This is a genomic window from Armatimonadota bacterium (assembly GCA_031432545.1).
GTDB classification, from domain to species: domain Bacteria; phylum Sysuimicrobiota; class Sysuimicrobiia; order Sysuimicrobiales; family Sysuimicrobiaceae; genus Caldifonticola; species Caldifonticola tengchongensis.
In genome coordinates this window covers 537,776-561,280 of record JAVKGX010000001.1, presented here as the reverse complement: position 1 = coordinate 561,280, position 23,505 = coordinate 537,776, and the positions used below count along the sequence as shown (strand labels likewise).

Sequence of the window (23,505 nt, the reverse complement as noted above, 5' to 3'; positions counted from 1 at the left end):
TGGAATCACATGGACATCGGCTTCATACTCGTCCCCATCCTGCTGGTCGTCAGCGGCCTGATCGCGTTCGTCGGAAACCTCGTCGGCCGCCGCGCGGGCAAGCAGCGACTCAGCCTGTTCGGCCTGCGGCCGCGGACCACCGCGCAGATCGTGACCGTACTGGCGGGGATCCTGATCAACGTCGTCACCGTAGGCGCCGTGCTCGCGTTCTCGCGCGACGCACGCATCGCGCTGTTCGAGCTGCGGGAAACGCTCGATGCCCTCGAGCGCCGTGCGGACGCCCTGCGGCGCGAGATCCGCGCGCTCGAGCAGGGTGACATCGCGGTGCTGCGTGGCCAAGAAGTCGCCCGCGGCATCGTGGACGGACGGGCTCCGCTGTCGACGATACGCAACGTCTTCTTCCGGGTGCGCCAGGAAGCGGTCGAGTTCGCCTCCAGCCAGGGTGCCGGGCCGGACGGCGCGGGCAACGTCATCCTGCCGGATCCGCCCGGGCAGACATGGGAAGCGTGGGAGCGGATCATCGGCCAGCGCAACCGTGAGGTCGTGGTGCGCCTGGTCAGTACGAAGAACGTCCTCGCCGGCACGCCGGTCCCGGTCGAGGTGATCCTGGTGAACAACGAGCTTGTCTATCCGCGCGGGAGGACGATCGCAGAGGGAACGGTGCGCCGCGGCTCACGGGAGGACATCCAGCACGCCCTGCTGGAACTTGCCGCGACCGCTGTTCGTGCCGCGGAGGGCAAGATCCTCTCCGCCCCGCGGCAGCGGGTCGGCGGACCGCCGTTCTTCGTGCTCGACCTCGACTCCGGCCGCCGGGTCACCGATCAGATCGCCGCCGGCCCCGCGCGCCAACACCGGGTGCGCGTCATCGCGCTGGCCGATACCTACACGAACGGGCCGCTGATCCTGGGGTTCGAGGCGCCGTGAGGGTCAAAGGGATCCCCGCTCCTTCCTCAGGCGCCACAGCAGCCGAAGGTAGTTGCACACCTCTGCCGGTCCCAGCTTGCTCGCCCCGCCCCGCCGATCGGTGAACGTGTACGGCACCTCGACGATGCGCGCGCCCCTGGCATGCGCGAGGACCTCCACGAGGATCTTGAAACCCAGCCCCCGCAGCCGCCTGTGTGCCAGGCACCGTCGGCGCGCGGCGAAGAAACCGGAGACCGGATCCCGCGTGGGCTCCCGCAGGATCGTCCTGGCCAGCCACACCGCAACCCGGCTCATCAGCCGGCGCCGCATCGGCCAATCCCGCACGGATCCGCCCGGGACGTAGCGCGAGCCGACCGCGATGTCGGCGCCGGTCCCGATGGTCGCGATCAGCGCCGGGACGGTCTCCGGAGGGTGTGACAGGTCTGCGTCCATCACGACGAGGATCTCGCCCCGGCTCGCCGCGACGCCCGCCAGGACGGCTGTCGCGAGTCCTTGCTTGTGTGGCCTTCGCACGACCCGAACCGGAACACCCTCGCGCGCCAGCTGCTCGGCGACCTCTGCGGTCCCATCCGGCGAGGCGTCGTCCACGACCACGATCTCGATGCCCGGCCCGGCAGCCGCCTGCAGACGAGCGACCAGCTCGGGCAGTGTGTCGTGCTCGTTGTATGTGGGAACGATGATGGAGACGGTGGGCGCGGTCCCTTCACGGGTCGAGAGCTGGGGGCCGACGGCCAGCGGTTCGGATTTCGGCGTTCGGCCTGTGGTCATCGGGTGCCGGCGCCGGCTGGCCTCACATGGCCTGTTCGAAGCCGCAGCGCGCGCTGCGTCCGTACGGCTTGCGCAGGATCACGTGGTCGGCCACGACGCGTTCGACGACGAGCGCTCGGCCGGCCAGGGGCCGGATGGATTCCTCCCAGGCCCAAAGCGGCATGACGACCACCGCGGTCTGACGAGGATGGACACGGCACAGCAGCCGGCGAAACTCGTATACGTCCCAGGCATACCGCCACTCCATGTTCCCGTAGTAGATCAGGCTGTTCCACGTCCACAGGCTGATCCGCACCTCGCCCGCCCGCGCCGCCGCGGCCGCCGCGCGGGCGACCTCCCTATGGAACCGCTGGCGCTCGATCTCGGGGGCGACCCGCACGATCAGCAGCAGCAAGAACGCCACCACCGACGCTCCCAGCACGGGGATCGCCGCCCGCTGCGAGCCCCGCAGTCCCAACACCGCCGACGTCGCGCCCCCTACAAGCAGCGCGCCGACCGTCGGAACCAACGCGGGGGCGACGCGGCGGAACTCCTGCGGGTACAGCACCAACCCGTAGGCGGCGACCCCGACGATCAGCAGGACGAACACCACGCCCAGCAGGGCCCACCCGGACCGCAGGGCCTGCGGGCGGTCGTCTGTGATCGCGACCTCCCACGTGCGGCCAATGGCGATCGCGGCGATCGGGTACACGCTGAGGACGTAGTTCGGGAGTTTGGTCCCCGCCAGCGAAAAGAACACCACCACGAAGACGCACCACGTGACGACCAGGTCGCTCGCCGCATCGGATCGGTGGCGGACGTGGTGTGCCCACGCGGCGGGGAAGAATGCCGCCCACGGAAGGGCACCGAGCAGCAGCACCGGCACGTAGTACCAGAGGGGACCCGACTGCCCCTCGACCACGCCGACGTAGCGGTTCACCGTGTAGTAGCCGAACACCGTCCGCGCGAACGGCTCCCCGTGGAGCGCGTAGCTGGCGGCGTACCACCCCAGGCCGAGCACGGCGTACAGGGTAAGCCCACTGCCCCACGGGATCTCGCGCAGCCGATCCAGCTGGCCGCGCCGCCACAGGAAGACCAACAGGCCCAACCCCGGCAGGACGGCTGCGACCGGTCCCTTGGTCATCGTCCCCAGCGCCGCGCAGACGAATGCCCAGAGGTAGGCGGCCCGCCGTCCCCGGTAGCCCAGCCAGAAGGCGTAGACCACGCCGAGGATCCAGAACGCCAGCATGGAGTCGAAGACCGCGATGCGGGCTTGGGCGAACCACTGCAGCGTCGTGGCGAGCACGAACCCCGCGAGCAGACCCGTCCGAGGTGAGAACATCGCCCGCCCGAGCACGGCCGTCAGACCGACGCCGGCTGCGGCGAAGAACGCCGACCAGAAGCGCGCGACGAACTCGCTGAAGCCCACCAGCGCGCCGGTGGCTGCCACCAGCCACATGTACAGCGGAGGATGGACGAACCACGGCTCGCCGTTCCAGTGTAGCGTGAGCCAGTCGCCGGTTCGGAGCATCGCCTGCGCGACGCCGGTGTACTTGGACTCGTCCTGGTCCCACAGCGCGGCCGCGCCCAGGTCGTAGAAGAATAGCAATCCGACCAGCACGGTCAGTGCTGCGGCCCACAGGCGCTCGTGGGCGGCCGCGGCGTTCGTGCCTTCCCGCGCGAGCGCGTTGCCTTCCGTCCGGGCCACCCAGGAACTCATCGCCGCCGGCGGATCAGCCAGACGCCGACCCCTGCGGTGACGGCGTTGGGGAGCCAGGCGGCCACGATCGAAGGCAGCTGGCCCGCCTGCCCCATGACTGTGCTTCCGGTCATCAGAGCATAATAGCCGAGCAGCGCCACGACGGTGAGCCCAAAGCCGATGCCACGCCGGCCCGCACGGTGAGGGAGCAGCGCGAGCGGAATCCCCAGCACGACGAACGCCACCGACGCTGCGGGCAGCGCTAACTTGCCGTGCAGGTCCACGTGCAGCCCCCGTGTGGGCTGGCCGTCCCGTTCCCGGCGAGCGATCTCGCGGCGGATCTCGGCCGTACTCATCTCCGCCGGCGTCCGGATCGGCGGGGCGACCTCGCGCGGGCTGCGTTCCAGGCGCAACCGCATCGTCTGGAAGTCGCTCATGACCGCCCCGTCCTGCACCACGATCAACCGGCCCCGTTCGAAGACCCAGCCGTCGCGGTCCCACCGAGCGTGCTCGGCCTCGATGATCCGGCTGAGCCGCTCGGAGACGTGCTGCTGGACGACCACGTTGCGCAGCGTTCCCTCCTCGAGGTCGAGGACCTGCGCGGTGACGACCACCTCACTGCCGTCCGCGGCCCGGTCGCGGAACAGGACGTTCCACCGCTGCCCCCAGTTCACGGGCTGGCCGGCGAAGCGCCCCCACGCCTCTCGGTAGCGGATCTCCGACGCCGGGACGATCGTCTCGTTCACCGCGAAGGCCGCGACCGACACCGCCGCGGCCAGGACGACGGCCGGGAGTGCGATGCGGTGCAACCCGATGCCGCTGGTCTGCATCGCCTCGATCTCGCGGCCCTCCGACAGCCGGCCGAACGACAGGATCGTCGCCAGCAGCATCGCCATCGGCAGGCTGAACGAGAGCAACACGGGCAACTTGTACACCATCAACGGCAGCAGCTGGGAGCTCGGGAAGTTGTATTCGATGACGACGCGCGCCAGGTAGAAGAACTGATTGGCGACCAGCAACAACCCGAACACCGCCACGCCGAAGGCGAGCGCCCCGATGAGTTCACCCGCCACGTACCGGTCGAGCAGGGTCGCACCGGGCCATATGCGGCCGGCGTCCCGGGCGCGCGACGCCACACCGCGTTCGGCGGAAGTCAGCGGAGACCCGGCCATCTCACATCCGGAAGCGATCGCCCAGGTAGAAGCGTCGGGCTTCCTCGCTGCGCGCCAGCTCCTCCGAGGTGCCCTCGAAGAGGATCTGCCCCTCGTAGATGATCGCTGCACGGTCGGTGATCGCCAGAGTCTCGCGCACGTTGTGGTCGGAGATCATGATCCCGATCCCCTGGCCGCGCAGGTAGGCGATCACGTCCTGGATGTCCTGGATCGCCTTCGGATCCACGCCGGTGAATGGCTCGTCGAGCAGCAGAAAGCGCGGCCGGTTGGCCAGCGCGCGCGCGATCTCCACCCGCCGGCGCTCTCCCCCGGAGAGGGTATAGGCGGGCTGGTCGCGCAGGTGCAGCACGTGGAACTCCGCGAGCAACTCGTCCGTCCTCTCCCTCCGGCGCGCCCTCGGCATCCCCTGCTGTTCGAGGATCAGTTCGATGTTCTCCCCCGCCGTGAGCTTTCGGAACACCGACGGTTCCTGCGCCAAATAGTTGATGCCCGCGCGCGCGCGGAGGTGGACCGGCAGGTGCGTAATCCGTCGACCGCCCAGGTAGACCTCTCCCGCGTTGGGCCTCACCAGGCCGACGATAATGTAGAACGAAGTGGTCTTGCCCGCGCCGTTCGGCCCCAGCAAACCCATCACTTCGCCCGGGCGGAGTTCCAGGTTCACACCGTTGACGACCGTGCGGGACCCGTAGCGCTTGACCAACCCCTCGGCGCGCAGCGTCGGGGCGACCTCGCCGGCCGCTGGGGCCACCGGCGGTCGCATCTGGCCGGTCGGTTCAGGGATGGACGACAACCCGTGGCCTCCCCGTCGCCACCATTCTTCCGGTTGCGAACTCGTAGCGCACCGCGGCGGCGCGCAGCACGTCGGGGCCGTGCCGCGCGACCACGTCGCCGCGCAGCATGGCGACGCGCTCCCCCCAGCCGATCTCCAGTTCGTGGGCGGTGGCGACGAGCCGCGGATCGGCAACCCGCACCCCGCCCGTACCGTAGAGCACTTGAGGCACCAGATCCGCCTGCATCCGATCTGCCTCCACGCGGACTCCCTCCACGATCGCCACCGGGCCCCCGGTCGCGGTGACGGTCTGCGCGCGCAGATCCGCGGCGGCGCTCTCGCAGCGCAACTCCACCCGGCCCCAGGTCGCATGCACCCCGCCCCGGGCCAGCACCCGTCCGACGCGCAGGTCCGCGTCGGCCGCCGGCGCCCGCAGCACCGCCAGACCCTCGGCCGTCTGGTATTCCAGCACGACGTTGCCTTCCAGCGCGACCGCCTGCTGAACCATGTCTGCACGCGCCCGGTCCGCAGTGACCGTCTGGCCCTTGTGCCGGGCCCGCACCCCGTCCTGGGCGATGGCCAGGCGCTCCTTCTCCCGGTACAGGATTCGGGCCGCGGCGATCTCGAAGTCCCCTCGGCGCACCCGCACCGGCCGGCCTTCCAGCAGCCAGGTCGCCGTCCCGGCGTCGTACTGTGCGCTGCGCGCGTCGCGGACTTCGATCGGGCCGGCAGGTTGCGCCACGGACGGGGCGGCCGGTACCGCCAGCATCCCCGCGCAGGCCAGTGACGCCACCAGGCGTGCTGCGCCCCTCACGGTCGTTCTCCCTCGCGCACCGTGGCGCGCACCGCACCCGTCAACCGTGCGCGGCGCAGCGCGACGTCCGCGCGCAACTCGCTGCCTTGGACCGTCATGGTACCGTACCGGAACCGGACGTTGCCGCTGGCCACGACCCGGTTGTCCGCAGCTACGTAGATCACACGGTCGGCTGCGAACCAGCGGTCGTCCGCCGCGACCGTACGCACCGCGCCCTCCAGCCGGATGACGCGGTCGGGAACGCTGTAGCTGGCGCGTGCGGCCTCGAAGCGCACGGCCAGCCCGTCCTCGGCGAAGAAGTACCCGCTCAGACGCTGGAGCGTCACGTTCTGCTGCGCGTCGTCTACGACCACGCCTTCGGCCTGCAGCTCCCACACCTTTCGCCCCTGCGCGTCCGTGCCGACCAGCCGACTCCCGCTCATTTCGAGGAAGGGTACCGGTGTCGGGGACGCGGCAGCCGGCGGCGGGGGCGTCTGCGCCGGCGCACCGGGGCCCGCGCACGCCGCAGCCGTCAGGAAGACCAGCGCCACGGTCAGCAGGACGCAGTGCGCGCGCATCGCTGTCATCGTAGCAGAGGCCGCTCATCGCCGAGCGTGGATCGCGGCCAGGACCTCGACGGCCGCCCGATGCAGGGCTCCCGGCGGGCCGAGGGCACGCGTCGCCTCCTTCATATCACGGCGCATTCGCTCGGCGCGTTCGCGGTCGGTAAGCAAGCCGACGAGTTCCTCGCAGACGCGATCGGCGCGGCAGTCTTCCTGCAGCAGCTCGGGGACGATGTACCGACCCGCTAGGATGTTGGGCATCCCGATCCACGGCAGCGTCGCCACCCGACGGGCAATCCACTCCGTCGCGCGGGACACGCGGTAGGCGATGACCATCGGTACGCCCAGCAGCGCCGCCTCCAGCGTGGCCGTGCCGGAGGCCACGACGGCCGCATCGGAGGCGGCCAACAGGTCGTAGGTGCGACCCCTGACCACCGGTGCGTCCACCCGCGTTGACCGCAGCGCCCCCAAGACGTGGGGCTCCAGCCGCTCCGATGCCAGCGCAACCGAGGTCTGCACGCCGGGCAGGCGCGCCGCCGCAACCTCCGCGGCCCGCAGCATCACCGGCAGCAGCGCCTCGACCTCTTGGCGGCGGCTGCCCGGCAACAGCGCCACGAGCGGCCGGAGGGGGTCCAACCCGACCTGCCGGCAGAACTCTTCGCGGGGGACTCCCGGGTGCACCAGATCCACAGCAGGGTGACCCACGAACGTAACATCCGCCCCCGCCGCCCGGTATCTCTCGAACTCGAACGCGAACGGCGCCAGCACGCGCACCGGCAGGCGGGCCAGCACGGCGGCGCGGTTGCCGCGTCGGCCGTGGGCCATCGGCGGGAAGTGGTACACGGTGGGGATGCGACGGCTCAGGCGCCCGGCGACCCGCAGGTTGAACCCCGGGAAGTCCACGAGCACCAAGACGTCGGGCCGGCTGTCCACGATCCGGCGGAGGATGACCCGCAGACGGCGGGCGAACAGGGGGATGCGTAGGTACGCCTCGAGATACCCGACGATACCCCACTGGGCAGTGTCCTCGAGGATCTCGACACCCGCCTCGGCCATGCGCGGTCCCCCCGCACCGAACAGGCGCGCGTGTGGGGCGAGCCTGCCGATGGCCCGCGCCAGATGCGCGGCCTGCACGTCGCCGGAGACCTCGCCGGCCAGCAAGAAGATGGTTGGAGCTGGGCCCGTGCCTGGCACCGCCCGGTCAGGATCGGAGCCCGATGACCGCGAGCCCCGCCGCCTCCGCCGTTCGGGCCAACGCGGCGCGGTCCACGATGATCGTCCGGCCGGCTTCCACGCCCAGCGCCACCGCACGGGCGTCCCGCATCGCGGTGACGGTGTCCGGTCCGACGGCCGGCAGGTCAAACCGCGGGTCCTGATCGGGGCGGCTGACCTTCGCCACGACCGCACCGCCGCCGAAGGCCGCGCAGCGCCGGATCATCTCGTCGGTGCCTTCCGCGGCCTCGACCGCCAGCACCACCCCGTCGCGCACCGCCACCGCCTGCCCGATGTCCAGCTCTGCCACACGCCGGGCCAACGCGAAGGCCAGCGTCAGGTCGTCTCGCTCGGCCGCAGAGGGATCCCGGCCACCGATCAAACCGGCCGGCGCGATCATCTCGGGGGCGAAGTGGCTCTGCGGGAGGATCCGAAAGCCCTCCTCCTCCAGCAGCCCGGCCACCAGACGCCATAGGGTACCGTCCCGTCGGTCCGGGGCCTGGCGGAGGATGTGGCGCGCGACGTCGTCCAGCGCCCCGCCCAGCGCGGCCAACTTGTCCACCTTGCCGGCCAGCACCAGGTGCCGAACCCCGGTTTCCCGCAGGGCTGCCATCGCGCGCGCGGCGTCGCCCGGTGCGAGCGGGATGTGCGCATCGCACACATCGATCAGCGGCCCGGGATCTCCGGCCACCTGGACGCAGACGATCCTGTGGCCGGCGCGGCGAATGCCCTCGGCGATCGCGCGCGGCAGCGCTCCGGCGCCGGCCACCAGACCCACCGGCTCGGCACCGCCGAGGCCGGTAGGCGTCCACCCGTGGTCTGGGAGGGGCAGGGATCCAGACATCAACGTGCTTCCCGGTGGAAGCGCGTCAGCCCGCGGCGCGACGTCTCGTTTTCGCGCAAGAACGCCAGGAGTTCGCCAACCAAGCCCTCCTCGCCGATCTCCGCTGCGATGCGCTCAGCGGCGCGGCGGGGGGTCAGACCCATCCGGTACAGGATGCGGAACGCGCCGCGCAGGCGCTCGATCTCCTCTTGCGCGATGCCCGCCCGCTGGAGGCCGATGCGGTTCAGTCCCCGCACGCGGGCCGGCACCCCGCTGGCGAGTAGGAACGGGGGCAGGTCTTGGGTCAGCGCGGTCTTGCCCCCCACCATCGCAAGCCGCCCGATCCGCACGTGCTGGTGCACGCCGGTGATCCCGCCGACCTGGGCACCGTCACCGACCTGTACGTGTCCGGCCAGCCCGGTGCCGGTCACAATCACGATGTCCGACCCGAGCCGGCAGTTGTGGGCGACGTGCACCGTGGACATGATGTAGTTGCGGTCGCCGACGACCGTCGCCGCGCCCTCTCCGGTGGCACGGCTGATCTGTGCGTACTCGCGCACCACGTTGTCGTCACCGATCAGGACGTGGCTGCGCTCGCCGCGAAAGGTCTTGTCCTGCGGCTCGCACCCAATCACCGCGCCGGTGCAGATGCGGTTCCGCCGCCCGATCCGCACGTACCTTTCGACCACGACGTGCGGGCCCACGACGGTGTCCTCGCCGATCTCCACGTCGGGGCCGATCACCGCGTACGGACCGATGCGCACGCTGGGATGGACACGCGCGCGGGGATCCACCAGCGCCGTGGGATGCACCCGCTCGTCGTCGACCACCCTGTTCAAGCTTCTTCCTCGTCGTTGCTCAAGGAGAAGGTCAGCGTCCCTTCGGCCGCCAGCTGGCCGTCCACCCGCGCGCGCCCCTGGACCCTCACGAGCCGCCCGCGGATCCAGTCCAGCGTGACTTCCAGGCGCAGCTGGTCGCCCGGGAGCACCGGCCGGCGAAACCGAAGACCGTCCACAGCAGCGAAGTACGCGACCCGACCCGGCTGGCCCAGCCTGTGCAGCGCCAGAATGCCGGCCGTCTGCGCCAGCGCTTCGATGATAAGCACCCCGGGCATGACCGGCCTGCCGGGGAGGTGGCCGGTGAAGAACTCCTCGTTGATCGTCACGTTCTTCAGGGCAACGATCCGGCCCGCCTCGACGTCCATCTCGACGATCCGGTCGACGAGCAGGAACGGGTAGCGGTGCGGCAGATATCGAAGGATCTCACGGATCGACAGCTCCATCGCCACCTCCGGACGGCCCCACGGTCGTATGCTGCGTACTGGTTACGACGCCGGGGGGCCGACCGCCTCTCGGATCTTCCGGGCCAGCGCCAGATGGAGCCCGTGCCCGCCGCGCAGACAGACGACGTGCGCCTCCAGCCCGGCGGCGAGCAGCGCGAGGTCGCCGATCAGGTCGACGACCTTGTGGCGGACCGGCTCGTCGGAAAAACGCGGCGCGTTCCGGTATCCGCCGCCCTCGAGGATCAAGGTGTTGTGTGCGTCGGCCCCGGTGGCCAGTCCGGCCGCCCGCAGCCCGTCGGCTTCGTCCGCATACCCCCATGTCCGCGCAGGTGCCAGGTCGTGCATGAAGGTCTGGGGTGTGATGTCCCCATCCCACACCTGGAAGCCCGCGTCGCGCAGCGCGACGACGTACGTGACACGCAACGCGTCCGCGGGGAACGCCGCCGCCAGGGCGTCACCCCGGGCCACCCACACGGGGCAGACCACACGCAGTCGCGGCATCACCTCCGGGAGGTCGCGGATACCGGCGTCGGCAAGGGCGTCGGCGAAGGGCTTCGCGCTGCCGTCGGCGATCGGGACCTCGTCGCCGGCGACTTCGACCCGCAGCGCGGTGATGCCCAGCGCGAACGCCGCGGCCATGAGGTGTTCCACTGTGGCCACACCGGCCAGCACAGTGCGACGAGAGGTCTCGGTCACAGCATCCAGATCCGCGCGCGTCTCGACGTGGCCGCGTACCAGCACGATGCCGGGCCGCTGCGAGGGATGGATCCGTACGCGCGCAGGCCGGCCGCTGTGGATGCCAACGCCAGAGATCTCCACCGCCCGGCGGATGGTCCTGTGCGGAACCCCGCCCTGCACGGCGTTGCGCGTCACCTCGCCCTCAACGTGATCTTCAGCGGATAAGACGACGCCGCCTCCGGCATCGTCAGCAGCTCCACCGGGACCGACTGCCCGGGAGCCAATCGGACCGACACCAGCGCCACCTCACGGTGGGGCGCCAGATAGGACAGATCGACCAAGCGCCCGTCGACGACGAACGTCGCGTAGGCGGGACCGCCGGCCGCACGCAACCACAGATCCGCCTCCACCTCCGTCTCCCCGGGGTTGTGGAGCTCCAGGCGCAGCCGGTACAGCACCCCGTAGTCGCCCGCGAGGAGCCTGCCGGTGCGCAGATCCGCAAGGCGCCCGCTGGACCCGATTTCGACCACTTCGTCAGACCCGACCGCCAGCGTCTTGCGGATCTCGACCTCCGGCGTGCAGAAGATACCCCGCGGGTGGCTCAGCGGCGTCGGATCGACGTCGCGCGTGACGGTGCGCTCCAGCAGGTATGCGGCGCGGACCGCGACCGCGATCTCCAACGGTCCACCGGCGAGCAGCTGCGCCTGGAGCAGACCCGACACGACGAATGCGGGTGGCATCCGCTGGGCGGTGAACGTGTGCTCCCCGCCGGCGGGGATCTCCAGGACGTATCCTGCACCCGAGATCAGCATCTCCAAAAAGCGGCGGGCCGCGGCGTGGCCGACGGCCATCGTGTCGTGCCATGCCCTCGGTGTGGCCACCTGGAGGTGCACCCGCGCGGGCTGTCCGTTCGGGTTGCGGATGCGGACGGTGACGACCTTGTCTTTGTCGGACCCGTTCTTGTGGTGGTACAGCATGCGGATCGCCGTATCGGGCTCGATCGTCTCGCGGAACACAGTACCGTCCATGGCGAGCCGCTCGGGGTTGTTGCTGACGTACAGGCGCGAGGGTTGCGCGAGAGTCGCGCGCTCGTTGTCGACCACGATCCGTACGATCCCCTCGACCGGCAACGCGAACGGGCTGCGGACACGCACCGGCACAGCCGCGACGTGCCGCCGACCCTCCGCCAGCGGTCCGGCCAGTACCGCCGGGACTTCTACGAACGCGCCCGGGCCCAGGTGGGCCTCCTGCTCGAGCCTGCGGGCGACGGCCTCCTGCACGACGTCGGCGCCCGCCGGATTGCCGGTGACGACGACACGGACCGAGGCGGGCAGGCCGCCGGCCAGCGGCCGCACGGAGACGACGAGTTCACGCCGTATCCCCTCGTAGGAGATCGGGACGCGGACCGTCCCGGCCGACACGCCCCGCACGACCAACCGGTCGGTGCCGTCGGCACGCACCTCTGCCACCCCGCGGTCGTGATCGCCGATGTGGACCGCGCCGCGCGGGACGGTCAGCACCTCGACCGTCGCCTCGGCTCCCGGCGCCACCGCCACGGCAGACGGGCGCAGCCACATCTGCCGGAAGTCCAGCGCTCGCCGCAGCGCCTTTGCCCAGGCCAGGGCTAGAAAGTACGGAGAGGTGTTGTTTGCCCGCGCCTGAGCGGTGTCCGCGGTCACCGCCCGGTGGCCGTTCACGACCAGGTGGACGCCGGTCCGATCCGGCTGCACCTCGATGCGCACCGGCGCGACGGAAAGCACAGCGCGCAGACGGTGCGCCACCGCCTGGGCACGGGATTCCGCGTCGGGGCCGTGCAGCCGCATCACGTGCATCCCGTTGACGGTGATGGCGGCCGACGAGGCGGCCGGAACAACCACGACCGTGGGCAGCTGCGCGTGCGCCGGGGGCAACCCCAGCGCCATCGGGACAATCACCCACAACCACCACGCCGATTTCGCCACCATCAGGACTCCATCGCGCACGGGCGGCCCCACGGGTCAAGGGCGCCGGCGCTGCTGCAGCAGGCGCAGCAGCTCGGGCAGGCGCCGGCGCATGGCCTGTTCGTGGAGTTCCTCGCGGTGCGCCCGGGCGGGAAAGCCGGAGACGGTCGCCCCCGGCGGGACGTCCTTCGTCACGCCCGCCTTCCCCAGCACCACCGCGCCGGCGCCGATCCGCACGTGATCGGAGACCCCCGCCTGGCCGGCGAGGACGACCCCGTCTTCGATCACAGAGCTGCCCGCGATCCCGACCTGAGCGGCGATCAGACAGCGCCGCCCGATCTGGACGTTGTGCGCGATCTGGACCAAGTTGTCGATCTTCGTCCCCTCACCGATTCGCGTCTCCCCCAGCGTGGCCCGATCGACCGTGGTGTTGGCCCCGATCTCCACGTCGTCTTCGACCACCACGGTGCCGACCTGCGGGATCTTGCGATGGCCGTGCGGCCCCGCCACGAACCCGAACCCGTCCGCTCCCAGGACCACACCTGCATGCAGGATCACGCGGTCGCCCACCCGCACGCGCTCGCCCACCACGACGTGTGGGTAGAGCACGCACCGCTCGCCGACGGTCGCCTCGGGGCCGACGCAGACGTGGGCGTGGATGACCGTGCCCGCGCCGACCCGCGCACCCTCGCCGATGGCCGCGTGGGCGCCGATCGCGACCTGCGGCCCGAGCTGCGCGGTGGGCGCGACCACCGCCGTGGGATGCACACCTAGGGGACGGTGCGGAGCGGGCCCGAACATCTCCAGCAGCACGGCCAGCGCCAGCCGGGTGTCGGCGACCCGGACCGAGGGAACCGGCAGTTCCTCCCCAGAACGCACCACAACCGCGCCCGCCCCAGCCGCGATCGCCTCGTCCAGCGCGCGCGGCGTGGCGCAGACCGCGATCGCGTCCGGTCCGGCTCGGTCCGGCTGGGCGACCCGGACGATCTCAATGTCACCGTCGCCCCGGAGTTCGCCGCCGAGCCGGCCTGCGATCTCGCTCAGCCTCATCGCCGCCCCCAGATATGCGAAAGGGGCCGCCACGGCGACCCCACCCCCGCGGAGTGCGCTGGGCCCGCTACTTCAACCTCTCGATCACCCGATTCGTCAGGTCCCTCCCGCCGTAGACCGAAGGGCCCTTCGCGAGGACCACGCGGATCCTCTCTTCGCGCGCGACCTCCTGGACCACCTCCCGCAGCCTTCGGTTCAGCCGCTCCTCGAAGTCGGCGCGCATCTGCTCGAGTTCGCGCAGGTACAGCAACCGCTGCTCCTCCAGCGCCCTGCGGTCCAGGCGCTGGGCGGCGACGGCCAGGTCGGCCGCCATCAACTTCTCGCGGTCGTTGAGTTGCTTTTGCAGCGACAGCGCCAGCACGCTCTCCTCCAGGATGCGCTGCGTGTCCACGACACCGATCTGGGGCCGCTGGCAGCCCACCGACACGAGCGCGACGATCAGCGCCGCCAACCCTCCGACGGCGAACCGGAGGCGACGGGTCGCGCGCACAGAGGACCGACGACCGACCGCAAACACACGGCGTCCGACACACGACATCCAGAACTACCTCTTGTTCCTCAATCGACGCAGCACCTGGTCGGTGATGTCGACGCCACCGATGTGGGAGACGTAGCGCACCAGCACAACGTCCAGGTTCTGCTCCAGAGCGATCGCGGCCACCTCTATGCGGACCTCCGCGAGGATCGCGGTCTCCAGGTTCGCCTGCTGGGTGCGCAGGGCCACCAGCTGGCTCTGCAACTGCTCCTGGCGCGCGCGTTCTTCTGCCACATACTTCGCGCGGGCCTCCTCGACGATCCGCTCCAGCTCGCGCCGCGCAGCCGCCACCGCGTCCCGGGCCTCTCCCTGCGCACCACTGACGAGCTCGCGCTCCCTGGCGCGCATGACCTCCCGGAACTGGCGCTCTCGCGCCGCCGCCGCCTCGCGCAGACGGTTGCGCACGATGGCCTCGCGCTCTTCGATGCGCCGACGCGCCTCGGCTTCCAGCTCCGCGCGGTAGGCTTCCATCTGCGAGCGCGCCTGCTCCTCGCTTTCCTTGACGAACGCCTCGAACTCCTTTTGCTGCTCGGCCTGGAAGGCAGCGACCTTCGCCTCGCGCTCTCGCTGCAGCCTCTCGTACTCGGCCACCAGCCTCTCGAACTGCTGCCGATCGGTGTGCTGCACGGCCTCGAGTTTCAGGCGCAGGTTGAGCAGCGGGATCCGGTACTCCCGCGCGACCTCCCCCTCGTAGGCGCGGAGCTTGGGCTCCATCTCCTTGCGCTTGGCCTCCGCACGCGCGTGGAGTTCCGCCTGCAGCGCCTCCTGCCGCTGGGTGAGCTTTTCCTGCTGCTCGGCCTGGACCTGCCGGGCGAACCGCTCGACCTCCTCTTTGCCCTGCCGCTCGAGCACGCGGAGTTCTTCCTGGTATGTCCGGCGGAGCTCCGCCGCCTGCTGTTCGAGCAGTTCCCGGGTGCGGGCCTGCAGGCGCGGTCCGAGGTCGCGGATCTGCGGCTGCGCGATCTGGGGCGGCGCGAGCGGGATGCGCATTGCCACCTCGGTCTCGGCGACCCTGCGGCGCAGCGCCGCCAGCTCCTGCGCCCGGGGATGCTGCTCGGCGACGCGGTCCAGGTCGACCAGTCCCACGCGCGTGGCGCGCGGGGTCGCCGCCACCGGGCTCGGCGAGGGTACCGACCGCGGGGTGCCGGCGCAACCGGTCAGCAAGAGCGCCGCCGACAGCGCAGCGGCGAGCCGAAGCACGTGCATCCGGATCAGTTCCCCTTCAGTTCCCGAATCACGGGTTCCGTCAGGTCCGTGCCTCCGTACAGCACGACGGAACGATCCAGGACGATCATGACGCCCGCTTCACGCGCCACCTTTTCGACCGCGGCCCGGATGTCCTTGTCCAGGGCCGACAGCAGCTCGGTCCGCCGGCGGAGGATCTCCTGCTGCGCCTGCTGCATCAGGCGCGTCTGCTCCGCCTGCGACCTGCCGCGCGCCTGCTGCTGCGCCTGCGTCATGCGCGCGCGAGCGAACTGATTCAGAGCTTCCTCCGAACTGGCCTTCCTCGGATGGCTGTCCAGCGCCCGCTGCATGTCCACGTACCCGATCGTGAGCTGCTGGCCGATCGCCGTTCCGCCCGTCACCATCAGACCCCACACGGCGAGCGCCACGGCGACGAGTGCTCCGACCGCGATCATGAGGATCTTGGTCTTGCGGTCCACCTTCGTCCCCTCCTCAGCCGGCCCGACCGGCTGCCCCGTAGATCTCAAGCACGCGCCCAGCGAATGCTATCACTGCCCGCTGTCGTCTTCAAAACGGATGCCCGAAGTACAGCCATGTCTGCGTCCGGCCGTTGGGGCCGAACGCGTAGTCGACGCGGATGGGACCGATCGGGGATCGGATCAGCACCCCGACGCCGTACGAGAACTGCACGGTCTCGACGAAGCCGAACCCCGACGCGGAGATGCCACCGGCGTCCGCGAACAGGATCGCGGTGATGTCCCGCAGGTCGGGGAAGACGGCCGCCAGCGGCAGGCGGTACTCGAGGGTGGCCAACGCCATGCTGTTGCCGCGAAACGCGCCGCCGGGCAGGCCGCGGACGCTGTTCTGGCCGCCCAGGAAATACTGCTCCTGCAGGGGCAAGAATCCGGTGGACGCGGCCGCGCGGATTCGCCCGACCAGCGTACCCTCCCACAGCGGGAAGTAGTGGACGTACTCGGCCTGGTACTTGAGGAACTCGAAGTCCCCCCCCAGGAACCGGAAGGCGTACTCGACCGACCCGCTGGCTCGGAAGCCCCGCCGGGCATCGCGCGGGTCGTCGCGCAGGTCGAACAGCGCGTCCACCTTCAGCGCGTTCACCAGACCCGGTGTCAGCGGCACCGGAGAGGTACCCTCGAGCACCGCGAAGCTGGTCTGCTCGGTGCGCAACGTGAGCGCCCCGCTGAGCTCGTTCGTCCACCTGCGCGAAAGCGTCGCCGAGCCGCCCAGTAGCGTCTGCGCGTACTTCACGCCCAGCACCGGATCATCGACGGTCTGCGTCGTGTCGTGCAGCTCGAGGGCCAGCGACTGGCCCCGCTCCAAGAACCACGGGTCACGGTACTGGATCACGATGTTCTCTGCCGGCTGCCCTGTGATCGGCGACTCCCCGATCCCTCCGATCAGCGAGCTGACGTTGCGGTTGTAAGACAGGGTGATCGTGCGGCCCATCCCGTGCAGGTTGCGCTCCGTGAACTGGACGTTGCCCAGGAATCCCGCCTCCGGGCTGTACCCGACGCCGAAACCGAACTCGCGGCTCTGGCGCTCTTCGAACTCGATGACCAGCAGGACTTTGTCCGGGTCCGAGCCCGGCTGCGGGGTCGCCCGAACGTTCTCGAACACGCCAGTCTCGAACACCTCCTGGAGGTCGCGGTTGACCCGGTTGATGTTGAAGACCTCGCCTTCCCGAATCGCCAGCACGCGGTGCACAAGTGCCGGCCGGGTCCTGCGCAGTCCGCGCAGTTCGATCCTCTCCAGCACGCCCTCCCGGATCTCCACCCGCAGCGTGCCGTCCGGCCGGAACTCCAGGTCGGACACCCGCACCAGGACGTAGCCCCGGTCCTGGTAGACCCTCTCGACGTTCCGCGCCCCGGCACGCAGGTCCACGGTGTTGAGGACCTCACCTTCCCTCACGCCCAGCACCCGTCGGATGTCTTCCGTGGAGACGACGGTGTTGCCCGTGATCTCGACCCGCTCGACCACCGGGTTCTCGATGACGATGAAGACGATCTGCACGCCCTCGGCGGTGGCCTCGATGCGCACGACGACGTCCGCGAACAGGCCGAGGGCCAGGATCTGCTCGACGTCCTGGCGCACACGGTCCCGATCCAGGAACTCACCCACGCGCGACCCGATCGCACCGAACACGACCTCCGGGGAGACGCGTTCGGTACCGCGGACGAGGATCTCGGTGATCCGCACCGGGCGCTCCGGCGTCGGCGCCGGCGTGGGGGTGGTCGCGGGCGTGGGCGACGGCGACGGGGTGGGTGCGGGTGAAGGGGTGGGCGCGGGCGTCTGCGCGAGCGCACCCTGGGCCGCCGCCACTGCGGCGATCACCAACCACGCGAACACGACCCGACGACTACGCCGCCACACGCGCACCTCCGCCAACACAACAGGTCTGGCCGCGGGACCCCATCCTGAGACCTAGGGCGTCTCCGTCCCCCCAGGGTCGGGGAGCCACCAGGGGAGCGAGGGTTCCCCAAAGCCGCCCCGCTCCAGGGTCCACCCGTCGCTGCCGACCAGGAGGGGGGTCAAAACGCCGTCCCGCCCGCCCAGCGGCGCCGGGCGCGGGTCGGAGGACAGGGCGTCGCGCGCGGGAGCGACGAGTCGGAGGACAACGCCGGGCACGTACCCCAGCGACAGCATCCGCGCCTCAGTAGGACGGGCGATCACGCCGCGGGCGGTCCCGTCGGAGTCGTCCCACTGCATGCCCGACCAGACACCGGCTCCGAGGATCCCGACCAGGGCCGCACAGGCCGCCGCGACGGCCAGCCGCGCCGCGGAGGTCCGACGGGTGGGCAGCGGTGCCGACAGCGCCTCCTGCCGCGCGACGCGCACCTCCGCTTCCGCCAGCGAGAGGGTGAGCAGCGTCCGCGCGCGCGCGCCCCGTCGCCACTCCCTCCGGGCGCGGCGCAGCCACGCCTCGGCATCCACCATGTGGAGCAGCACGCGCCCGGCGGGATCGACGGGATTCACGGTTTCTAGTATCCAGCCCCTGTCAAACCTGTTGCGGCCCCGGCGACGGCGGCGGGAAGAGGATCTCGCGAACGCGCGCGATCGCCTGCTTCTGCAGCCGGTACATGTGCGAGACGCTGATCTGCATCTCCTGTGCGACCACCTGCGGCTCTTTGGACTCGAAGAAGAACGCGTAGAGGATCGCGCGCTCACGGGCCGGCAAGCGGCCGATGGCTTGCAGGACCTGCTCAAGGAACACCCCGTCTTCCACCGCGCCCAGCGCCTCCAGGGCAGCCGGGTCCGCGAGCCGCGTCGCCACGGGCAGATCGGTGTGCGCCATCAGTTCCTGTTCCAGCGACAGCACCCCGCCCTTTTCCCTGCGCAGTGCGTTGAGCACGTTTCCTCGGATGCGGTAGGTGGCGAACGTCGAGAACCGAAAACCGCGCGCCGGATCGAAGCGCTCCACCGCCTCGATCAGCCCCACGGTACCCTCTTGGATCATGTCCATGAGCACCGCGGGCGGAAGGCGCAGCGCCATGACCGTCTTGAACACCAGCGGCTGGTACGCCTCGATGAGCCGCCTCCGCGCGCGGAGGTCGCCCCGCAGCTTGTACCGCTCCCACAGCCGACGTTCCTGTGGAGCGGTTAGGGTGCGGACCTTACGAAGCTCTTTCAGGTAGTCGTCGAACACCGCGACCTCCGGACTGTGCTTCCTACCATGCGAACCGGGCACGCAGCAAGAGCAGCCACAGACCTCGCTGGTCGTACGTGAACGCCAACGCGACGCTGGGAGAGAACCGGTACTCCAGCGCCCAGATGAACCGTGTCTGCGCATCGAAGATCGTCGTCAGGGTCAGGTACAGGTTCTCAACCAGCAACTGACCCAGCCGCAGCCGCAGCGGACTCTCGAAATCATACTCGATCCGCAGCTCGCTCAACCCCAGCGCCTGACGCAACCGCGCTTCGAACTCGCCGAACAGCAGGCGCGTCAACTGCTGACGCAGCAGCGCCTCGACGTTCCCCTCCAGTGCCTGAGAGATTCCCGTCTGCGCTGCCAGCAACGCCACGATGCGATCGTGCGGCAGCGGCGGATCGCTCGACAGCGACAGCTGCATGTCGCCCGGTGTGCCTCGGATGTGCACGAAGACCGTGGTGTCCCCCACGCGCGTCCGCGCCCGCGCCGTGATCATCGGCTCTACGCCGCGGAACTCCTGGAACGTGGCCGTGCCTTCCTCCAGCACGAACGTGGTCCCGAACGCGTGGAACTCCCCCGCTCCTGCAGACACGGTCCCGGCGAGCGTGGGCCGCGCCAGCGTGCCGCCCAACCGCAGCTGGCCGCTCACACCCAGCCGGACGGGACCAGCGACCACGAACAGGTCGTCGCCGGCGACCAGGTCGAGGGCGAATGAGAGCGGAAAGGCGGCCCGGTTCGCACTCGTGGTGGCGGCAGGCAGAGCCAGCAGCAACTCGCCTGCACCCAGCGTGATGCGGCCGCTCAGGCGCAAGGCGGATAGGGGGCCGTCCAACCGGATCTCGCCGTCGACCCGGCCTCGGTAGACGGGCGGGACCTCGATCCGGATCCCAGTTGCACCCATCCGCAGGTCCGCTGCATCCGGACGCAGGTCTCGGAACGTCACCTGCCCGTTGGCCGCCAGCCGCCCGCCGCCGACGTCTGCGTGCAGGCGCTCCAAGACGGCGCGGCTTTGGTCGAAGCGCAGATCGAGCTGGAGGTCCTCGATCGGCTGGTTCAGCCCGCCGATCCGCAACCCGCCCGAGCGCACGCGCGCGAACCCTGCCATCGCAGGCTCGGCGGTCGTGCCGGTCACGTCCACCTGGAACTCTAGGGTGCCGGTTGCCTCCTCCACGGAAGGGGTCAGTAGCCGGAGCAGGCTCAGGTCCGTCCCGTCCGCGGACAGCCGCAGGGACAGCGGCCGTGTCGGATCCAGCGACAGTCTGTCGGCGCGCGCGGGAATCTGGCCTTCGATCCGGGCCCGCTGTCCGTGCGCTTCGAGCAGGATCTGCTGGATGTTGATCGTTCCCTCCCGGTAGAAGACCTGTCCCAGCACGCGATCGACGGCCGGGGCGCCCACACCGAACTCCGCAGCCTGCAGCGAGAGTCCGACGACGGGCTCGGACAGCGGACCGGACATCTGCAGCGTAAAGTCCATGGTGCCGGCCAGCGGGTGGCGCAGACGCAGCACGGGTCGCAGCGCGTCGACCTCCAGTCCCTCGCCGCCGATTTCGATCTCGCTTGCACCGTCCAGGTCCACGAACCCCTCGGCCCGCAGGCGCCCCTGCTTGGGCACCACCTCCAGATCGCGGATCGTGATCCTCCGGTCGCTCAGGACCAACCGCCCGATCGCCGATCGAATCGGGTACCGGTTGTAATGTCCGTCGCGCATCGACAGGTTCAACTCCGCGCGCGGATTGGCCAGCGGTCCGGACAGCGCCAGGCGGCCCTCCAGCAGGCCGTCCATGTCCAGCGGGCTGTCGGAGATGGCCAGCAGTGTGGCCAGCCGTCCATCGCGGACATCCAACGAGAGCTGCGCCGTCGGCGTGCCCACAGGCCTCAACCAGCCCTCGGCGACGTAGGTGGAACGGCCTTGGTGCAGACGCAGCGGCAGCAGCGACAGCACACCCGACCGCCACCGCGCGCGCCCGTCGACGCCGTCGAAGACCTGCCCGTTCAAGACGATGCGGCTGGAGTTCACCCGGGCGTCGATCACCGGGTCGCCGACGGTTCCGGTCAGCGATCCTTCCAGGCTCACGTCGCCCCGGACGCGTAAGTACGGGTTGGCCAGTGCGCCAATCTCCTCCAGCCGGATGCGGTCGGCTAGCAGCGACAGCCGCAGCCCGCCCCGCTCGTCGACCGTGCCGGCCAGCCGCAGCGTGGAACTGTTGGCGCGCCCGGTCGCCTCCTGCAGGTGTAGCCGGCCGGATTGCCAGACGAAACGCGCGCGCGCTTCGTCTACCCGCTGGCCGGCGACCGCCCCGCGCAGCAGGCGCACGTCGCCGTCCACCCGTGGGCGTTGCGGCGTCCCCGTGACCCGCAGCGCCCCCTCCACGCGTCCGTCCACCGGGACGGGCAGCAGTGCCAGTTCGGCCAGGCGCGACGCGCGCACACCCTCGGTCCGCATCGTGAGGGCAAGCCGCGGGTCAGCACCCCAGCGCGCCTGACCGGCGATGCCGTACAGATCGGTGCCGTCGCGCAGGGTCGACCACCGCACGTCCAGTTGTGCAAAAGACAGGGTCAGCTCCCCCACCCAGTCGTCGAACGCAAGCGGACCCACGAAACCGTCGGTGAGGAGTACGGTGCCGTCGAGCACCGGCATCTGAGAACTGCCACGGATGCGCCCCGCGTAGCCGAGCGTTCCGCCGAGCTGGTCGGCACTCCCGATGCGGTCCGTCACCAGCCGCAGCGGCACGCCGCGTGCAACGGCGAAGACGTCCAGATCGCCGCCCTCGAAGACGGTCCCCGACGCCGCCAGTGACATCGGACCGCGCCGTGCCACGGCGCTGTGCAGACGCAGGCGGCCACCGTCGTAGGCGAAACTGGCGCGCAGGGTGTCGATCGGAAACCCGAATGCCGAACCGCCCTCGCCGGCGAGGGCACCGACCACCCGTTGACCATCGGGGCCGCCGCCCACAATGAGAGAGCCGCTCGCCCGTGTCTGCACCGGCAGCACCAAGCCGAACCCCCCGGCCAGATCGGTCGGCAGGCGCTCGACGGTCGCCGCCGCGAAGTACCGCGCGTCCTCGGTGCCCAAGACGAGGTCGGCGCGAAGCATCCCACCGGCGGCGGCCGCGTGCAGGTTCGTCAGCGCCAGCATGCCGCCGGCATAGTGCAGATCCGTCGCCACGTTGTGGACAGCAACCTCCTCGATCACCGCCCGAGGTGAGCGCACGCTGCCCTGGATGCGCACCGCGTCCATCGGTCCGAAAAGACGCAGCCTGCCAGTCGCCTCTCCCCGCATCGCCACGGCGTTCGGGAAGAACAGGCGGCGCACCACCGCCAGGTCGAGGCGCTGTGCGTCCACCTCCAGATCCAGCTGCCCCCTGCCGGCCAGCAGCACCTCACCCCGCACCCGGGCGGAGCCGCGGCCGGCCTGGACCCGCAGCGCATCCGTCCGCAGCGCCGTCGTTTCGACCTGCATGCGACCCACCAGCCCGGTCAGCGAAATCCCCTCCGGCAGCAGTCGCACTGCGGCGCCGTGCAAATCCACCGTACCCTGGAAGTCCAGGGTCGGTCCGGCGGCGTGCGGGACGCTGTACAGATGCAGCGCCGCCGACGCGGCGCCGCGTTCCCAGCGCACGCGCGGGCTCGGCAGCAAGTAGTTCCCCCACGTGCTCACCGGAAACCCGTCGGCGCGCAGGTCCACATCGAGTGTGCCGTCTTCGATCTGCACCCAGCCGCGCACCTCGACGTCCGAGGGCCCACCGGCAGCGGCGCGGCCGCGCCCGGCGACGCGCAGCAACGGGTTGTCGCGCAGCGAGAACGTCGCCTCGACGTTGGTCAGCAGGGCCCGGAAGTCGAGGTGCGGGCTGGTGAACCGATCCAGATAGTGCACCACGCCTTGGGCGATGTGGATCTCACCGCGAAACGCAGGTGGTGGCGGCGTCGGCGGGGCTTCGGGCGGTGGCGGACGGAAGAGGTCTTCCACGTTCCACCGACCGTCCGCCCCGCGCACCAGGGCGAGGATGGGAGCGTCCACGGCCACACGCCGGATCGCGGGGATGGTGGTGCGGCTGCCCGACCACAGGTCAACGAGCAGCGCGCCGAAGTCGAACGTGATGGTCGCCGAACGGGCGCGCAGCAACGCCCCCTCGGCCAGGTGCTCGTGGCGCGCGATCCGGATGTCCTCCAGGACGATCCCCCTCCACGGGTCGCCCCGCAGCCGCCCCACGGACACATCGCGGCCGAGCGCGTCTTGCAGGGCGCGCATCATTTCGCCGCGGATGCGGTCGGCGACTGCCCCGGTGCGCAGCAGGTACAGCGCCGTGGCGGTCGCGAGCAAGAGTGCGACGAAGAGTGCGAGTGCTGCGATCGAAATGGCCCTTCGCATGCGCACACGGCATCTGGTCGGCCCCGCCGACGCATGCAACGTCGCCCGGCAGGGGCCCGGTCCTGCCTGGTCCTACGGACCCATACGGGGGAAAGGTTCG

General features: G+C 70.6%; 21 protein-coding genes. 1 reads left to right on the top strand and 20 read right to left on the bottom strand.

Going from position 1 to position 23,505, the window contains the following annotated elements; all coding sequences use genetic code 11:
* The first annotated feature begins 9 nt into the window (after window positions 1-9).
* Window positions 10-924, top strand: coding sequence for a DUF3084 domain-containing protein (locus tag QN163_02830; GenBank protein ID MDR5682948.1), 915 nt, complete (start codon window positions 10-12; stop codon window positions 922-924).
* 3 nt (window positions 925-927) lie between these two features.
* Here QN163_02830 and QN163_02825 read toward each other — a convergent pair whose 3' ends face one another.
* From QN163_02825 to QN163_02730, 20 genes are all read right to left on the bottom strand, one after another.
* Complete coding sequence (locus tag QN163_02825) at window positions 928-1,692, bottom strand: polyprenol monophosphomannose synthase (protein ID MDR5682947.1); 765 nt, start codon at window positions 1,690-1,692, stop codon at window positions 928-930.
* Window positions 1,693-1,714: 22 nt separating this feature from the next.
* On the bottom strand, window positions 1,715-3,379 hold the full coding sequence (locus QN163_02820) for a glycosyltransferase family 39 protein (GenBank protein ID MDR5682946.1): 1,665 nt from the start codon (window positions 3,377-3,379) through the stop codon (window positions 1,715-1,717).
* An 8-nt stretch (window positions 3,380-3,387) separates the two neighbouring features.
* Window positions 3,388-4,542, bottom strand: a complete 1,155-nt coding sequence (locus tag QN163_02815; protein MDR5682945.1) for an LptF/LptG family permease — start codon at window positions 4,540-4,542, stop codon at window positions 3,388-3,390.
* A gap of 1 nt (window position 4,543) precedes the next feature.
* Entirely contained in the window at window positions 4,544-5,302 is a 759-nt protein-coding gene (lptB, locus tag QN163_02810; GenBank protein ID MDR5682944.1) for an LPS export ABC transporter ATP-binding protein, read from the bottom strand.
* A 13-nt stretch (window positions 5,303-5,315) separates the two neighbouring features.
* Window positions 5,316-6,125: a hypothetical protein gene (locus tag QN163_02805; GenBank protein MDR5682943.1), complete on the bottom strand. Its 810-nt coding sequence runs from the start codon at window positions 6,123-6,125 to the stop codon at window positions 5,316-5,318.
* The gene (gene lptC, locus QN163_02800; protein MDR5682942.1) at window positions 6,122-6,682 is read right to left on the bottom strand and encodes an LPS export ABC transporter periplasmic protein LptC; all 561 of its coding nucleotides are present in this window, start codon (window positions 6,680-6,682) and stop codon (window positions 6,122-6,124) included. The genes QN163_02805 and lptC overlap by 4 nt, the downstream gene beginning before the upstream one ends.
* Before the next feature lie 24 nt (window positions 6,683-6,706).
* Window positions 6,707-7,861: a lipid-A-disaccharide synthase gene (lpxB, locus tag QN163_02795; GenBank protein MDR5682941.1), complete on the bottom strand. Its 1,155-nt coding sequence runs from the start codon at window positions 7,859-7,861 to the stop codon at window positions 6,707-6,709.
* Between the two features lie 7 nt (window positions 7,862-7,868).
* Window positions 7,869-8,723 (bottom strand): UDP-2,3-diacylglucosamine diphosphatase LpxI, encoded by an 855-nt coding sequence (gene lpxI / locus QN163_02790; GenBank protein MDR5682940.1) that lies wholly within the window; start codon window positions 8,721-8,723, stop codon window positions 7,869-7,871.
* Window positions 8,723-9,532 carry an acyl-ACP--UDP-N-acetylglucosamine O-acyltransferase gene (gene lpxA, locus QN163_02785; GenBank protein ID MDR5682939.1) on the bottom strand — a complete coding sequence of 270 codons (810 nt, stop codon included), beginning with the start codon at window positions 9,530-9,532 and terminating at the stop codon, window positions 8,723-8,725. The genes lpxI and lpxA overlap by 1 nt, the downstream gene beginning before the upstream one ends.
* A 5-nt stretch (window positions 9,533-9,537) precedes the next feature.
* Window positions 9,538-9,984 carry a 3-hydroxyacyl-ACP dehydratase FabZ gene (gene fabZ / locus QN163_02780; protein ID MDR5682938.1) on the bottom strand — a complete coding sequence of 149 codons (447 nt, stop codon included), beginning with the start codon at window positions 9,982-9,984 and terminating at the stop codon, window positions 9,538-9,540.
* 42 nt (window positions 9,985-10,026) lie between these two features.
* Complete coding sequence (locus QN163_02775) at window positions 10,027-10,857, bottom strand: UDP-3-O-acyl-N-acetylglucosamine deacetylase (protein ID MDR5682937.1); 831 nt, start codon at window positions 10,855-10,857, stop codon at window positions 10,027-10,029.
* Entirely contained in the window at window positions 10,854-12,596 is a 1,743-nt protein-coding gene (locus tag QN163_02770) for a hypothetical protein (GenBank protein ID MDR5682936.1), read from the bottom strand. Before QN163_02770 ends, QN163_02775 begins: the two co-directional genes overlap by 4 nt.
* Before the next feature lie 63 nt (window positions 12,597-12,659).
* Window positions 12,660-13,652, bottom strand: coding sequence for a UDP-3-O-(3-hydroxymyristoyl)glucosamine N-acyltransferase (gene lpxD, locus QN163_02765; GenBank protein ID MDR5682935.1), 993 nt, complete (start codon window positions 13,650-13,652; stop codon window positions 12,660-12,662).
* A gap of 67 nt (window positions 13,653-13,719) precedes the next feature.
* On the bottom strand, window positions 13,720-14,190 hold the full coding sequence (locus QN163_02760) for an OmpH family outer membrane protein (protein MDR5682934.1): 471 nt from the start codon (window positions 14,188-14,190) through the stop codon (window positions 13,720-13,722).
* A 6-nt stretch (window positions 14,191-14,196) separates the two neighbouring features.
* Window positions 14,197-15,393, bottom strand: coding sequence for a hypothetical protein (locus tag QN163_02755; GenBank protein MDR5682933.1), 1,197 nt, complete (start codon window positions 15,391-15,393; stop codon window positions 14,197-14,199).
* Window positions 15,394-15,398: 5 nt separating this feature from the next.
* On the bottom strand, window positions 15,399-15,851 hold the full coding sequence (locus QN163_02750; GenBank protein MDR5682932.1) for an OmpH family outer membrane protein: 453 nt from the start codon (window positions 15,849-15,851) through the stop codon (window positions 15,399-15,401).
* A gap of 88 nt (window positions 15,852-15,939) precedes the next feature.
* Complete coding sequence (locus QN163_02745; GenBank protein MDR5682931.1) at window positions 15,940-17,760, bottom strand: BamA/TamA family outer membrane protein; 1,821 nt, start codon at window positions 17,758-17,760, stop codon at window positions 15,940-15,942.
* Between the two features lie 51 nt (window positions 17,761-17,811).
* On the bottom strand, window positions 17,812-18,363 hold the full coding sequence (locus QN163_02740; protein ID MDR5682930.1) for a hypothetical protein: 552 nt from the start codon (window positions 18,361-18,363) through the stop codon (window positions 17,812-17,814).
* A 22-nt stretch (window positions 18,364-18,385) separates the two neighbouring features.
* Window positions 18,386-19,033, bottom strand: coding sequence for a sigma-70 family RNA polymerase sigma factor (locus QN163_02735; GenBank protein ID MDR5682929.1), 648 nt, complete (start codon window positions 19,031-19,033; stop codon window positions 18,386-18,388).
* A 22-nt stretch (window positions 19,034-19,055) separates the two neighbouring features.
* Window positions 19,056-23,405 (bottom strand): translocation/assembly module TamB domain-containing protein, encoded by a 4,350-nt coding sequence (locus QN163_02730; GenBank protein ID MDR5682928.1) that lies wholly within the window; start codon window positions 23,403-23,405, stop codon window positions 19,056-19,058.
* Window positions 23,406-23,505 lie beyond the last annotated feature (100 nt).

Bases quoted from the DNA above. Each gene is read 5' to 3' on its own strand.
- QN163_02830 (MDR5682948.1), top strand. From the start codon at position 10: ATGGACATCGGCTTCATACTCGTCCCCATCCTGCTGGTCGTCAGCGGC.
- QN163_02825 (MDR5682947.1), bottom strand. From the start codon at position 1,692: ATGACCACAGGCCGAACGCCGAAATCCGAACCGCTGGCCGTCGGCCCC.
- QN163_02815 (MDR5682945.1), bottom strand. From the start codon at position 4,542: ATGGCCGGGTCTCCGCTGACTTCCGCCGAACGCGGTGTGGCGTCGCGC.
- lptB (MDR5682944.1), bottom strand. From the start codon at position 5,302: ATGCGACCGCCGGTGGCCCCAGCGGCCGGCGAGGTCGCCCCGACGCTG.
- lptC (MDR5682942.1), bottom strand. From the start codon at position 6,682: ATGCGCGCGCACTGCGTCCTGCTGACCGTGGCGCTGGTCTTCCTGACG.
- lpxI (MDR5682940.1), bottom strand. From the start codon at position 8,723: ATGTCTGGATCCCTGCCCCTCCCAGACCACGGGTGGACGCCTACCGGC.
- fabZ (MDR5682938.1), bottom strand. From the start codon at position 9,984: ATGGAGCTGTCGATCCGTGAGATCCTTCGATATCTGCCGCACCGCTAC.
- lpxD (MDR5682935.1), bottom strand. From the start codon at position 13,652: ATGAGGCTGAGCGAGATCGCAGGCCGGCTCGGCGGCGAACTCCGGGGC.
- QN163_02760 (MDR5682934.1), bottom strand. From the start codon at position 14,190: ATGTCGTGTGTCGGACGCCGTGTGTTTGCGGTCGGTCGTCGGTCCTCT.
- QN163_02755 (MDR5682933.1), bottom strand. From the start codon at position 15,393: ATGCACGTGCTTCGGCTCGCCGCTGCGCTGTCGGCGGCGCTCTTGCTG.
- QN163_02730 (MDR5682928.1), bottom strand. From the start codon at position 23,405: ATGCGAAGGGCCATTTCGATCGCAGCACTCGCACTCTTCGTCGCACTC.